Genomic DNA, 14,699 nt, shown 5'->3' with positions numbered 1-14,699 from the left:
GATACATCCTTGTATCCGTACATGGAAATACACCCCTCATCAAACAATAAGGAGGCTACTACATGATAGGTGCAGATGCAATAGTTGAATGTTTGAAAAAAGAAAATGTTGAGATTTTGTTCGGCTATCCGGGAGTTGCTATAGCTCCGTTTTTTAACAGTCTGGCAAGTTCAGATATAAAATCCGTTCTGATACGTACTGAGCAAAACGCTGCTCACTGTGCAAGTGGCTATGCTCGTATCAGCGGTAAGCCGGGAGTCTGTGTTGTTACATCAGGCCCAGGTGCTACCAATCTTATAACAGGTATAGCTACGGCTTTTGCTGACAGCATACCGCTTATAGCGATAACCGGCCAGGTCAATAGTTCCATGATAGGCTCTGATGTATTTCAGGAAGCTGATATAACAGGCGCTGTAGAGTCTTTTGTCAAATACAGTTATCTTGTAAGGAATGTTAATGACATCCCCAAGATATTCAAAGAAGCTTTTTATATAGCCAATTCCGGACGAAAGGGTCCTGTTCTTATTGATATTCCTATTGATATACAACAGGCTCAGATCAGTAAATTCGCTTATCCTGATACTGTTAATATGAGAACTTACAAGCCAACAGTTGATGGCAATATGGCTCAGATCAAGAAGCTAGTCAAGGAAGTCGAAAAGTCCAAAAAGCCTGTAATGTGCGTAGGAGGCGGAGTTCATCTTTCTGATGCGGCAAAGCAGATACGCGAATTTGCAGACAAGTGCCAGATTCCTGTTGTATCTACCATGATGGGCCTTGGAACGATTACCAATGACAGTCCTTTATATTTTGGTATGGTTGGCAATAACGGAAGAGCTTATGCCAACAAGGCACTTAAGGATTCTGATCTTGTCCTTATGGTAGGAGCCCGTGTTGCAGACAGAGCAGTTAACAGACCTGAACTTATCACTGACAATACTGTTCTTATACATATAGATGTTGATCCTGCTGAGATAGGTAAGAATGTCGGTCCTACCATTCCTCTTGTTGGTGATCTTAAGCATATTTTTACAAAGCTCAATACAATTGATATAAATGCAGGAGACCACAAGGAATGGATTGAATTCCTGACCCAGTACAAAGAAGAGCATCCTGACCACAGACCTGAAATAGCCAAAGAGTTCGTAGATCCTAGAGAATTTCTTGGAAAACTGGCAAAAGCCATGGAAGACGATGGAGTATTTGTGGCAGATGTAGGTCAGAACCAGATCTGGGCTACAGCTTTCTTCAGGATCAAAGAACATCAGAGATTTATGACAAGCGGCGGTATGGGAACTATGGGATATGCTATTCCTGCAGCTCTTGGAGCAAAACTTGCAGATAGTAAGCGTCAAGTAGTAGCTTCCTGCGGAGACGGAGGATTCCAGATGTCCATGATGGAGCTTGCTACAATGGCTCAGCAGGATGTTCCTCTCAAGATCATAGTATTTAGGAACAATTACCTTGGAATGGTACGTGAATACCAGCATTATTCATACAAAGACAGATATGCCATGGTTGATATTGCAGGCAAGCCTGATCTTGATATGATCGCCAAGGCTTATGGTATGGACTATCAGGTAATTGACGGAAGCAGTGATATAGATAAAGAGATAGGACTATTTTTAAAGAATAAACACGCAGTGCTTCTGGAGGTTCTGACAGATCCTATGGATCTTGCCAAGGGCTGATCCTATGTACTGGTGCTGATTTGTGAATGTGATTTTAAGGATCATAGATCATCAGGAAGGATAATGCATATGAAGAAGATATATTCAGTTCTTGTTGAAAACAGGACAGGAGTACTATCCAAAGTAGCGGGTCTTTTTTCAAGAAGATCTTTTAACATTGATTCACTTACTGTTGGCGAAACCGAAGATCCGACTGTTTCAAGGATGACCATTGTATCAAGTGGTGACAAGGCAATCCTGGAGCAGGTTGAGAAGCAGCTCAATAAAAAGCTCGACATAATCAAGGTCAAAACTTTCGATGAACCATCGTCCATCAGTAGAGAGCTTATGCTCATAAAGGTTAAGTACAATAAATCAAATAGACGTGATATAATAGAAAACTGTGAAATTATGAAGGCGCAGATCGTGGATATGTCCAGGTCTTATATGATGATCCAGATCTGTGATGTTCCGGAGCGTTCACAGCTTCTATTGTCCATGCTTAGAGGTATTTCTATCGTGGAAGTAGCACGTACCGGAACTCTTGCCTTGACAAAATGCATTGAAAATGAGAATGGAGGGAAGTAACAACAATGTTTTGTCCAAATTGTGGTAAAGAACTTCCGGATGGAAGCAAGTTCTGCGGCTTTTGCGGAGCAGATATTGCCAAAGAACTTAAAGGGGGATCTTCTGTAGTAGGGGAGAATGTTGAAGCGGGCGCTAGTAACGCATCTTCCGGCAACGAAGCCGGTAATGGCACAGCTTTTTATGCGGGGAATACTGATAATCAGAGTTTTGGCGGATATGATCCTCTTGGTAAAGGTCAGGGGACGAATCAGACAGCTGGAAATCAGTATGGCGGTCAAAATGGAACCGGCCAGTATAACGGTGCTCAGATGGGAAACAGCCAGTATAGCGGCGGTCAGTTTGATAATAACCAGTTTTATAATCCTAATCAGCAGTATACGACCAATCAGCAGTATGGAGGCTATGCTAATGTCAATATGAAGCAGGGCGCTCAGCCTCCCAAGAAGAGCAAAAAGGGCATTATAGCAGCTATAGTATCTGTTGTATTAGTCCTTGTGATTGGCGCATCAGCAGTAGCTTATCATTATTTCACAACCAATAAATCCGATGATAAAGACGATGATGACAAGAAAGACAATGAAGTAGCTGCATCTACATCAACAGAAGATGATGATGTTGCTACAGCTTCTACAACAGCTGCCAGTGATGATGAAGAAGAGATCACCGGAGAAAATGCTTTAGAGCTCGCCTGTGAGAATCTGTCCAAGGCCAAGGATTATAATAGCTATTTCACTTATGAGCTTATCTGTAATGTAGAAGCTCCTGATGAAGGTATATCCGGAACCATTACAGAAAATGGTGAATTTGATATCATTACAGACTTTGACGTAGATTCAAAAGACCCCGATGCAAATATTTTAGAAATGTCAGTCGGTACTGTAACAAGAGATATTTTTGGAGATGAATCCTCAGAAACTATTTATGTAAACAGGGGCGATTTCTCCGGAGAGTTTATTACAAGTATTGAATATGAGTCCGGAGACAAGTTTCAGGCTACTGAAAGTGATACGGTTGATACTGTTTTAGGATTTACAGATTATGATCTGTATAAGGCTAAGCTTCAGGATGAGACCAAGGACATCGGTGGCACAGAGTGCTATGTATATGTAAGCGAAGATACATACGATCAAGGCGGAATAAGTGGTGTATTTACACCTGTTACAGGAATATACAATGGTGAATCTGATCTATGTACAGTAACTATCTATGTATCAACTAAAGATGCGCAGATAGTACAGGTAGATACTGAATTTACAGATTCAGATGGAACATCCCTGGCACAGTCTCTTAATAACTATACCGGAGCTGAAGATTTTGAATTTGAAATTGATACTCTCACCTATAGTCTTGAATTTACAAGTTTTGATACCGGAGCAACACCTGATCCTGACTTCGAAGATCTTGCAGACAAATCTGAGAATGAAAATTTCAGCATCACAATGTATGCAAACGCTATGTTAGAAGAAGGCAATTTTGGAGATTCAGGTTCTGACGATGACTTTACTGATACAGATGATGATGTTACCAAAAATGATGATACAAAATATGTAGAGGATAGTTTTGGTGCACTTACTTACGAAGTCCCTGAAGATTGGGAAGGAACTGAGATGGATTTTGGCGGTTATTCAGGCTATGTCTATGTTCCGGATGCTAATGAGACGACAGTTCTTCTTGTCATGTATCAGGATATAGATATGTCAAGTTTGTCAGACTCTCAGAAGAAGGCTGCTATACATGAATCTGTGCTTACACTTTGCGATTCATATGATCTTTCATCAGATGATATCAAAAAAGGAACTGTAAACGGAGGATATGCCGAGAATGTAAGAGGTACTATAACAGAAAGCGGTACATCTCTTGATATGGATGTTATGGTATTTGAGACCGGTGGTTCAGGACTTGGAGTAGTAATATATGCATCAGAAGATATTGAAAACTCTCAATATCTTGCACAGTATTACCATCTTCTTGAATCGCTGGAATTCTAAGATTTTATAATGTAAGAACCAAGGGATGAGGATCGTATAAGTGTTCAAAGATACTTTAGCCTCATATAACCTTGCATAATGTTAATAATAAAAAGCGCTTTTGTCATTTAAAATGTGGCAAGAGCGTTTTTTATATCAGCATATTCGAAATATCTGTTAATGCAAGGGTATATGCAAATTCTGACTTTAACTATTGGTATTATAAAATGGAAAAAGATCCGGCCTGCAGCATAAGAAATTATGCAAGATCGTAGTATAACACTGTTGACTTTTGTGGTTTAAAGTGATAATGTAATGCAAGACAATAAGTTGGCCGGTGAATGTTGAAAATATAACGGTAATACGTTAACATTAATTTTGTAATGCAAAATTCATTAAATTCTTCATGTTGACGCGTTAAAATTGCACGGATATAATTGACCTAAATTGATGTTTGGGGATTCAAAATTTTCCGGATTTGAACTAAAAATTTTACACTTTAAAGAGGTAAAGAGACATGGCAGATACTGAAGTTAAGACATATAAAAAGGTGTTCCAACTTCTTGTTGATAACACATCAGGAACCCTTAGCAGGATATCCGGTCTCTTCTCAAGAAGAGGATATAACATTGAGAGTATCACAGCCGGTACTACAGCAGATCCTCGTTTTACAAGGATTACAATCGTAGCATCAGGTGATGACGATATTCTGGAGCAGATTGAGAAGCAGGTAGCTAAGCTGGTAGATGTAAGAGATATACATGAACTTAAACCGGGAGACTCTGTATACAGAGAACTTGCTCTTGTCAAAGTTAAGGCTGACGCTCTTCAAAGACAGCAGATCATTACGATGGCCAATGTATTTCGTGGCAATATAGTAGATGTATCCAATGACAGCCTTATCATCGAGATAACAGGTGGCCAGGACAAGATCGAAGCATTCTTGAGACTTCTGGACGGATATACGATCCTTGAGCTTGCACGTACCGGTATAGCAGGTCTTGGTAGAGGCATCGATAGCGTTGTATATCTGGACGAGTGATCTTTATGTTCTATAAATAAGCAAATCATTGATAAGGGTATTTCGTATTGATGGAATAATCCTAAGTTCAGTTAGTATCAAAAGTTTTCAGATACATATATGAAGATATTAAAGTCAAATGATCAGCATTTGAAGCGGATTATCTGATTTAAAATATAACAATGAAATTGTTAACTATATCGATTGTTTAAAAATGATCGATTTAATAAAAAAGATGGAGGATTTAATTATGTCAGAAGCAAGAATTTTTTATCAGGAAGATTGTAACCTTTCTTTACTTGAGGGTAAGAAGATTGCTGTTATCGGTTATGGTTCACAGGGTCATGCTCATGCACTTAACCTTAAGGAATCAGGATGCGATGTAAGAATCGGTCTCTACGAAGGTTCTAAGTCCAAGGCTAAGGCTGAGTCCCAGGGTCTTACAGTTATGAATACAGCTGATGCTGCAAAGTGGGCTGATATAATCATGATCCTCATCAATGATGAGAAGCAGGCTGATATGTACAAGAAGGATATCGAGCCAAACCTTGAAGCAGGCAACATGCTCATGTTCGCACACGGTTTCAACATCAACTACAAGCTCATCCAGCCACCAAAGGATGTAGACGTTACAATGATCGCTCCTAAGGCTCCAGGACATACAGTTCGTTCTGAGTATCAGGCAGGCAAGGGAACACCTTGTCTTGTAGCTGTAGAGCAGGATGCTACAGGTAAGGCTCTTGATCTTGCACTTGCATATGGCGCTGGTATCGGCGGAGCAAGAGCTGGTATCCTTGAGACAACATTCAAGACAGAGACAGAGACTGACCTCTTTGGTGAGCAGGCTGTTCTGTGCGGCGGTGTATGCGCACTTATGCAGACAGGTTTTGAGACACTTGTAGAGGCTGGATATGATCCAAGAAATGCATACTTTGAGTGTATCCATGAGATGAAGCTCATCGTAGATCTTATCTATCAGTCAGGTTTTGCAGGAATGAGATATTCTATCTCTAATACAGCTGAGTACGGTGATTATGTAACAGGTCCTAAGATCATCACACCTGAGACCAAGAAAGCTATGAAGAAGGTTCTTTCTGATATTCAGGATGGAACATTTGCTTCAGAGTTCATTCAGGATATGAAGAATGGACAGATCCACTTCCAGGCTATGAAGAAGAAAGCTGCAGCTCATCCTTCAGAAGTTGTTGGAGCAGAGATCAGAAAGCTTTACAGCTGGAACAACGAAAGCGACAAGCTTGTTAACAACTAATAAAAGGCTTACATTGTAAAAGTCTAAGGATTACGATAAACTAAAGAGGTGGCACCTTGATGGTGACACCTCTTTAATAAAAAGCAGAGATATATACTTTTTGTATGAAATAGCTTTTTGAATATCTGATATGTAATCTAAGGGGAGACTGAATACAATTGGACAAGCAGGATATTATTTCCAAAAATAATAATGTTGTAAGAAACGAAGTAGAAGACAACAAAGTAGAAGTAAAAGCGCATAGTAAGGAATTTGGCAAAGTGAAGATGTGGTTTTGCATGTTTTTCCTTGGCGTTTTCATGTATGTGCTTGCTGCATTATATGTCATTATTAAACATAATGGACTCTTTTTCTATTACGGCGATTATAATGTTCAACAGGTGCCTTTCTATATTCTGGCTCACAGAGCTATAAGGAATGGACAGCTGTTCTGGAACTGGAATCTGGATCTTGGTGGAGATCTTACTGCGGATCTTGCTTTCTATCTTATGGGGAGTCCATTCTTCTGGATCACAATTCCTTTTCCTGAAAGTTTTCTTCCATACATGATGCCTTATCTTATGGCGCTTAAGTATGGCGTAGCATCCGCCAATGCATTCCTTTATATGAGAAGATATACAAGGACCAATCGCGCAGCACAGATTGGAGCGTTACTTTTTGCTTTTTGCGGTTTCAATGCTACTAACATAGTATTCAACCACTTTACAGATGCTGTAGCTTTTTTCCCACTTTTAATGATTGCCTTTGAGAACTTATGTGCATTTGATAACGGACAAAAAGGCTTTAAGATCAGCAGGTCCAGATGGATATTCTTTGCTGTGATGACCTGTGTCTGCAGCGTTGTTAATTATTACTTCTTCTTTGGTCAGGTTATCTTTTTGGGACTTTATTTTATCTTAAGATATGTTCCCGGAAGGAAGATGTCAGATACCGGCAAGAATCTTATAAGACTTATAACTGCAGGTATCACCGGTATTATGGTAGCAGGACTGTTTTTGGTACTTGCTTTTAACGGAGTTGCCGGAAACAGCAGACTTGATAATATACTCCTTGGATACGACATTGTAGTGTATCCAAGCGGATATATGTACTGGGATATCATTAAGAGTATGATAATGCTTCCTGATATCATCGGAAGAGGTACACTGTTTTTTACAACTACTGTCAAGAATGCTTCTCTTGCTGTGTACCTTCCTATGTTTGGACTTGCAGGAGTTATCGCTTACTTTAGAGCTTTTAAGGGGCAGGCTTCCTGGAAGAAGAGGATGCTTATAGCATCTTTGATCATAGCTTTTATACCTGTTTTCAATTCGGCCTTTTCACTTTTTAACTCACAGTATTATGCAAGATGGTTCTATATGCCCATACTTATCATGAGTCTTGTGACCTGTGAGATGGTAGAAAGGGATAGAGGTGAGAATCTTCGAACTGGAACTCTTGCTACGATCATCATGTTCCTTCTGCTTATAATTATTGCTATACTTCCTTCAAGAGATGATGATGGCAATATTGTCTATATGCAGATGGTCTCAAACAGTGATATCTTCTGGAGAGACGTTCTTGGAACAGCTGTTTTTTGCTCGATACTTATACTGATTGTATTCTTATCAAGGAAAATAAAAACCAGAGTGAACTTATCCTTTGCAGGAACTGTATTTGCAGGTTGTATCGGTACTATGATCATACTTATCAATGGAAGCTCACTTATAAGTGATTTTGGTATGGAGCAGTGGAAGCTTCAGATGATCGATACAAGGCCTACTATAGACGAAAGCTCTTTTTCCAGAATAGAGACAGATTCCACATCTACCAATTATGAGATGAGATGGGGGATACCGACTATACACTGCTTTTTGTCTACAGTTCCGTCACAGATATTTGATTTCTATGAAGGCGCAGCAGGTATAACAAGGTCTGTAGAATCTGACTCGCCGCTGACAAGAGCAGGACTCAGAGCACTTTTGTCAGCAAGATATTATGTTGAGAATTCAAGGATCAATGACGATGATGAGTTCTTGAACAATGAAGGTACCCTTGACTATGAGCAGGTTAGCTCATTAGAAGAGATGAACGGATTTACCTTATTTGAAAATACCAATTATATTCCGATGGGATTTACCTTTGACTACTATACATCAGAATCGGACTGGACCGCGGCAGATGCCTCAGATCATGACCTATCTCTTGTCAAAGTTCTGATTCTTCCTGATGAGATAGCCAATACCTATCATGGCAACATGATAAGACTTAGTGCATCAGACATTGCCAATGATGAGATTGATATATATCAGTTCAGATCTTTGTGCAATCAAAGAAGAGCATCTGCATGTACTGCTTTTACTACAACCAAAAATGGATTTGAAGCAGTCACCAAGAATTTTAAAGAGTACGAGCTTGTCTTTTTCTCAGTCCCTAATGTTGAGGGAATGACTGCTACTGTCGATGGCAAGAAAGTTGATATCATAACAGCAGATTACGGGCTTATGGCTATACCGGTGAGCAAGGGAAGTCATACTATAACTGTAAAATATCTGCCAAAAGGTATATACCTTGGTCTTGGCATATCAGTGATCGGAATATTAATACTTATTTCATACATTAGCTTTAGTTATCTTAATAAGAATCAGGAGATTACACAATGAGTGGAATGACTATGAGCCAGAAGATCCTGGCAAAACATGCAGGACTTGACCATGTTGTAGCTGGTCAGCTTATTGAAGCAGATCTGGATCTTGTTCTTGGCAACGATATTACAAGCCCTGTTGCTATAGGCGAGATGAAGAAGTTTAATACAGATGGAGTTTTTGATAAGGACAAGATAGCGCTTGTTCCGGATCATTTCGTCCCTAACAAGGACATTAAGTCAGCTGAAAACTGTAAATGTGTTCGTGAATTTGCAAAAAAGAACAAGATCACTAATTATTTTGAAGTTGGCAAAATGGGTATCGAGCATGCCCTTCTTCCTGAAAGCGGACTGACTGTTCCGGGTGATCTGATAATCGGTGCAGATTCTCATACTTGTACTTATGGAGCACTGGGAGCATTTTCAACTGGCGTGGGTTCTACTGATATGGCTGCCGGTATGGCTACCGGTAAGGCCTGGTTTAAAGTTCCTTCAGCGATAAAATTTGAACTCAAAGGATCTTTTTCCAAATATGTATCAGGTAAGGATCTCATACTTCACATAATCGGAATGATCGGGGTAGACGGAGCACTCTATCAGTCCATGGAATTCACAGGAGAGGGTGTTAAGAGCCTTTCTATGGATGACAGATTCACTATCGCCAACATGGCTATTGAAGCAGGCGGCAAGAACGGAATCTTCCCTGTTGATGAAAAAACTATCGAATACTTAAAAGAGCATGCACCTGGCAAGGAATATGAAGTCTTTGAAGCTGATCCTGATGCAGAGTATGTAAAGACTATAGAGATCGACCTTTCTAAACTTACACCTACAGTTTCATTCCCTCATCTTCCGGAAAATGCCAAGACTTTTGACCAGATAGGTGATATAGAGATAGATCAGGTTGTTATCGGTTCATGTACCAACGGACGTATATCTGACCTTCGCATGGCTGCAGCTATTCTCAAAGACAGACATGTTGCAGATAATGTCAGATGCATAGTCATTCCTGCTACACAGAAGATATATATGCAGGCTCTTAAAGAGGGACTTCTTGAGATATTCATAAATGCAGGTGCCGTAATATCTACACCAACCTGTGGTCCTTGTCTTGGAGGCTATATGGGCGTTTTGGCAAGCAAGGAAAGATGCGTATCTACAACTAATCGTAACTTTGTCGGACGTATGGGAGCTATTGATTCAGAGATATATCTTGCGTCACCTGAAGTTGCAGCGGCAAGTGCTGTAACAGGCAAGATCTCACAGCCATCTGAACTTTGAATATCTCAATACCAGCGATATAAAAAATATCGCTTTGATATCAAAAATATCGCTTTGATATCAAAAAAATAGCTTTGATATAGCCTTTTTGGAGGATAGTTAAAATGGAAAATGCAAACGGTAGAGTTTTTAAATACGGAGATAACGTAGATACTGACGTTATCATACCTGCAAGATATCTTAACAATACAGATCCAAAGGACCTTGCAGCTCACTGCATGGAAGATATCGACAAGGATTTTGTCAGCAAGGTAAATGAAGGGGATATTATTGTTGCCAATAAGAATTTTGGCTGCGGATCATCTCGTGAACACGCACCTATAGCTATTAAGGCTGCAGGCGTATCCTGTGTTATAGCAGAAACCTTCGCCAGGATATTCTACAGGAATGCTATCAATATAGGACTTCCTATAATTGAATGCCCTGAAGCAGCCAGAGAAATTAATTCCGGCGATGTAGTGAATATTGACTTTGATAGTGGTATCATAACTGATGAGACCACCGGCAAGAAATATCAGGGACAGGCATTCCCTGAATTCATGCAGAAGATAATAGACCTCGGAGGCCTCGTAAATTATATTAATACAAAATAATTTTGGAGGTTTGCATGGCAGACGAAGAATTAAGAAAAAAATTTGCGGCTAAAAAGCCTGTGAATTTTAAAGTGGATCCGGCTGAAGGAACACATGTTAAGAAAGTTATAGGCGTAGTATCAGGTAAAGGCGGTGTTGGTAAAAGCTTTGTAACAGCTATGTCAGCATGTGCTATGAACCGTGAAGGTTTTAAGACAGCTATCATGGATGCTGATATTACAGGACCTTCTATACCTAAGATGTTCGGAGTATCAAGCGTCAAGCAGGTCAATGAGAAGGGACTTATAATCCCTGCTTCTTCATCTAAGGGAATAGATATCATGTCTATAAATCTTCTGATGCAGAATGAGACAGACCCTGTTATCTGGAGAGGTCCGGTTATTGCAGGCGTTGTTAAGCAGTTCTGGTCAGAGGTTTGCTGGGGTGATGTAGACTACATGTTTGTAGATATGCCTCCGGGAACAGGCGACGTTCCGCTTACAGTGTTCCAGTCACTTCCTGTTGACGGTATCATTGTAGTAGCTACTCCTCAGGATCTGGTTGCTATGATCGTAGAAAAGGCAGTTAACATGGCAAAGATGATGAACATACCTGTCATCGGACTTGTTGAGAATATGAGTTATATGAAGTGTCCTCATTGCGGCGAGATGATATCTATCTTTGGCGAAAGCAGTCTAGATTCATATGCAGCTTCCAAGGGAATTGATATACTCGGTCGCCTTCCACTTGATTCTTCATTTGCAGGACTTTGCGATAAGGGACAGGTTGAGGATATAGTGTCAGAAGATCTTGATCAGCTCGTATACAGACTTAAGGCTCTCTCAGAATAAGATATGGGGGGATACTGATTTGAAATTCAGACCTAATAAGGACCAGATCACATGGAGTATCACCGGTATAATCACTGCACTTGTTGTAATGCTGCTTTATTACGTTATATTCAAGGGCGGGCATATTATATCCGGAATTCATTCTGTAGTTAATGGTATGGAAGGAATTGTTACTGGCCTTGTACTAGGATATATCCTTTCACCTATCCTTAATTTTATAGAGCAGAAGATCTTAGAGAAAATATGGGAGAAAGCCGGAGCAAAGCGTGATGAGAATGGTGAGTTTCGTCAGAAACAGCTTATAAGAAATATCGCCATTATCATAACCATGACTCTGGTAGTCTTTGTAGTTTGGGCTTTTCTATACTATATCATCCCTCAGATCTATCAGAGTATAAGGGATATTATTCGTAATATCCCTATGTACTATAGAAATATCGACCGTTCGATCAACAGATTTATGGAATCATCTGATCCTGCAACTATAAGTACGGTTAATACAGTAGCAGATCAGATATATATCAGAGTTAACAATTTTATACAAGAGAAAGTCCTTCCCAATATATCAGAGATCATCTCTACGGTATCTGTTCAGGCACTTAATGTTATAAATGTTTTCTTCAACCTGATAGTTGGATTTATTGTAGCTATATATGTGCTTAATGCAAAGGAAGGCTTTTGTGGTAAAGGCAAGAAGATGGCATATGCCTTTTTTAGAGAGGATATTGCCAATGAGGTTATCTCGTCTTCAAGACTTGTTCATACGACTTTTACTGGATTTATTACTGGCAAGATAGTGGATTCTACAATCGTTGGAATACTGTGTTATATTGGCTGTATGGTACTTGACATCCCATATCCTTTGCTTATAGCAGTGATTGTCGGAGTTACTAATATAATTCCTTTCTTTGGACCATATATAGGCGGTTTTCTGGGAGGACTTATACTTATACTCATAAATCCGTTGTCAGCACTTGAATTTATTATATTTGTCATAATACTTCAGCAGATAGACGGCAATATAATAGGACCTAAGATACTTGGAAACTCTACAGGTCTTTCAAGCTTCTGGGTTATTTTTGCTATCATGCTGTTTGGAAGCGTATGGGGATTTGCAGGATGGATACTGGGTGTTCCGATATTTGCCGTTATCTATGCGCTTATTTCAAGGCTTACAGATTATTATCTTGGCAGGAACAATCTTCCTACAGATGAGGATACTTATATAGATACCGCCTATATAGAGGATGGTAAGTTTCATTATCTGGGAGACCCCAACAGCACCAAATACAGAGCCCAGAGAACAGGCTCTTCCTGGAGCAGGATCTTTAGATCCAAACATAAGGATGAACATAAACGCTCTCACAAGGATAGTAACGTAACAGGTACCAAGTTACCTATTGAACATAGTCATGTTACGGAAGATAAGGCTTTGTCTAAAGACAAAACTGAGAATAAAAATGCTGAGGGTGCAGATGTTAAAAAAGATCAAGAATAATTTTGCCAAAAGAGCAAAAGATTGTATTCTTGACAGCTTCTGATTTGGACTTATAATAAATTTAATCAATTTAACATGTTAAAATTGTACAGGTCAAAAGCTTTTATAAATGCTTTTAGGCATGCAATTATGACCTTGTGTCATAATGCGGGAGGCAAATAATAAGAAAAGAGGATTAGGAAATGGCTAAGAAAGAACTTGACTGGAGCAACATCGGCTTTAGTTACATAACTACTGATTACAGATATGTATCTAATTTTAAAGATGGAAAATGGGATGATGGTGAGATAACAACAGATTCTAAGGTTGTATTAAGCGAGGACTCAGGTGTTCTTCACTATGCTCAGGAATGTTTTGAAGGACTTAAAGCATATGAGACAAAGGATGGCAAAATAGTCACTTTCCGTCCTGATCTTAACGCTTCTCGTATGAAGGATTCTGCTGCAAGACTTGAGATGCCTCAGTTCCCTGAAGAGAGATTTTTAAAGGCTGTAGAGGAAGTTGTAGCTGCCAATAAGGACTGGGTTCCACCTTACGGAAGCGGTGCTACACTTTATATCCGTCCTGTTATGTTTGCTACAGGCAATGTAATCGGTGTTAAACCTGCTGATGAATATCAGTTCAGAATCTTCTGTACACCTGTTGGCCCTTACTTCAAGGGTGGTGCTAAGCCGATCGTAGTTAAGATCTCTGACTTCGACAGAGCAGCACCACACGGAACAGGTAATATCAAGGCAGGACTTAACTATGCAATGAGTCTTCATGCTATCGTAACAGCTCATGAAGAAGGCTTTGCTGAGAATGTATATCTTGATGCTGAGTCCAGAACTTACATTGAGGAGACTGGCGGAGCTAATATCATCTTCGTTACTAAGGATGGTGGACTTGTGGTTCCTAAGTCACATACAGATTCTATCCTTCCTTCTATCACAAGAAGATCTATTGTAACTGTAGCAAGAGATATCCTTGGTCTTAACGTAGAAGAAAGACCTGTTAAGCTTTCAGAAGTAGAGAACTTCACTGAGATGGGTCTGTGCGGAACAGCTGCTGTTATAAGCCCTGTTGGCAAGATCAACGATCATGGCAAGGAGATCTGCTTTGCTTCCGGTATGGATGAAATGGGACCTGTTATCAAGAAGCTCTATGATACACTTACCGGTATCCAGATGGGTAGCGTAGAAGCTCCCGAAGGCTGGATTCACGAGATTCCAGTAGAGTAAGAAGGGGAACTTTCCACTTTCGTAGTGGGAGATCCACCCCTTGTAGATATGCAATCATGGATGGTTTAAAAAGTCTTTTCATATCTTGAAGTTGTTATAATTCAAGGCATGATAGATGAACTTTTATATTCTAGGGTC

Annotated in this window: 11 protein-coding genes; all 11 read left to right on the top strand. The window is 39.8% G+C overall.

Features of this window, described 5'->3' with window-relative positions; all coding sequences use genetic code 11:
* Positions 1-62 precede the first annotated feature (62 nt).
* Positions 63-1,691 carry a biosynthetic-type acetolactate synthase large subunit gene (gene ilvB, locus I7804_RS12135; RefSeq protein WP_248403694.1) on the top strand — a complete coding sequence of 543 codons (1,629 nt, stop codon included), beginning with the start codon at positions 63-65 and terminating at the stop codon, positions 1,689-1,691.
* Positions 1,692-1,760: 69 nt separating this feature from the next.
* Positions 1,761-2,258: an acetolactate synthase small subunit gene (gene ilvN, locus I7804_RS12130; protein WP_022752787.1), complete on the top strand. Its 498-nt coding sequence runs from the start codon at positions 1,761-1,763 to the stop codon at positions 2,256-2,258.
* Positions 2,259-2,263: 5 nt separating this feature from the next.
* Positions 2,264-4,246: a zinc ribbon domain-containing protein gene (locus I7804_RS12125; RefSeq protein ID WP_248403693.1), complete on the top strand. Its 1,983-nt coding sequence runs from the start codon at positions 2,264-2,266 to the stop codon at positions 4,244-4,246.
* A 496-nt stretch (positions 4,247-4,742) separates the two neighbouring features.
* Positions 4,743-5,267 (top strand): acetolactate synthase small subunit, encoded by a 525-nt coding sequence (gene ilvN, locus I7804_RS12120; protein ID WP_022752785.1) that lies wholly within the window; start codon positions 4,743-4,745, stop codon positions 5,265-5,267.
* A gap of 229 nt (positions 5,268-5,496) precedes the next feature.
* Positions 5,497-6,516: a ketol-acid reductoisomerase gene (gene ilvC / locus I7804_RS12115; RefSeq protein WP_022752784.1), complete on the top strand. Its 1,020-nt coding sequence runs from the start codon at positions 5,497-5,499 to the stop codon at positions 6,514-6,516.
* Between the two features lie 158 nt (positions 6,517-6,674).
* On the top strand, positions 6,675-9,158 hold the full coding sequence (locus I7804_RS12110) for a YfhO family protein (RefSeq protein WP_248403692.1): 2,484 nt from the start codon (positions 6,675-6,677) through the stop codon (positions 9,156-9,158).
* Positions 9,155-10,420, top strand: coding sequence for a 3-isopropylmalate dehydratase large subunit (gene leuC / locus I7804_RS12105; RefSeq protein WP_027204247.1), 1,266 nt, complete (start codon positions 9,155-9,157; stop codon positions 10,418-10,420). Before I7804_RS12110 ends, leuC begins: the two co-directional genes overlap by 4 nt.
* A gap of 104 nt (positions 10,421-10,524) precedes the next feature.
* Complete coding sequence (gene leuD / locus I7804_RS12100) at positions 10,525-11,013, top strand: 3-isopropylmalate dehydratase small subunit (protein ID WP_022752781.1); 489 nt, start codon at positions 10,525-10,527, stop codon at positions 11,011-11,013.
* Positions 11,014-11,027: 14 nt separating this feature from the next.
* A complete protein-coding gene (locus I7804_RS12095; RefSeq protein WP_248403691.1) occupies positions 11,028-11,843 on the top strand; it encodes an Mrp/NBP35 family ATP-binding protein in 816 nt (271 codons plus the stop codon).
* Positions 11,844-11,862: 19 nt separating this feature from the next.
* Positions 11,863-13,341: an AI-2E family transporter gene (locus I7804_RS12090; RefSeq protein ID WP_248403690.1), complete on the top strand. Its 1,479-nt coding sequence runs from the start codon at positions 11,863-11,865 to the stop codon at positions 13,339-13,341.
* A 182-nt stretch (positions 13,342-13,523) separates the two neighbouring features.
* Complete coding sequence (locus I7804_RS12085; protein WP_022752780.1) at positions 13,524-14,561, top strand: branched-chain amino acid aminotransferase; 1,038 nt, start codon at positions 13,524-13,526, stop codon at positions 14,559-14,561.
* The last annotated feature ends 138 nt before the right edge of the window (positions 14,562-14,699 follow it).

Source organism: Butyrivibrio fibrisolvens (assembly GCF_023206215.1).
GTDB classification, from domain to species: domain Bacteria; phylum Bacillota; class Clostridia; order Lachnospirales; family Lachnospiraceae; genus Butyrivibrio; species Butyrivibrio fibrisolvens_C.
This window is presented reverse-complemented; position numbering and strand designations above follow the sequence as displayed.

Bases quoted from the DNA above. Each gene is read 5' to 3' on its own strand.
- ilvN (WP_022752785.1), top strand. From the start codon at position 4,743: ATGGCAGATACTGAAGTTAAGACATATAAAAAGGTGTTCCAACTTCTT.
- leuD (WP_022752781.1), top strand. From the start codon at position 10,525: ATGGAAAATGCAAACGGTAGAGTTTTTAAATACGGAGATAACGTAGAT.
- ilvC (WP_022752784.1), top strand. From the start codon at position 5,497: ATGTCAGAAGCAAGAATTTTTTATCAGGAAGATTGTAACCTTTCTTTA.
- I7804_RS12085 (WP_022752780.1), top strand. From the start codon at position 13,524: ATGGCTAAGAAAGAACTTGACTGGAGCAACATCGGCTTTAGTTACATA.
- I7804_RS12095 (WP_248403691.1), top strand. From the start codon at position 11,028: ATGGCAGACGAAGAATTAAGAAAAAAATTTGCGGCTAAAAAGCCTGTG.
- I7804_RS12125 (WP_248403693.1), top strand. From the start codon at position 2,264: ATGTTTTGTCCAAATTGTGGTAAAGAACTTCCGGATGGAAGCAAGTTC.
- ilvN (WP_022752787.1), top strand. From the start codon at position 1,761: ATGAAGAAGATATATTCAGTTCTTGTTGAAAACAGGACAGGAGTACTA.
- ilvB (WP_248403694.1), top strand. From the start codon at position 63: ATGATAGGTGCAGATGCAATAGTTGAATGTTTGAAAAAAGAAAATGTT.
- leuC (WP_027204247.1), top strand. From the start codon at position 9,155: ATGAGTGGAATGACTATGAGCCAGAAGATCCTGGCAAAACATGCAGGA.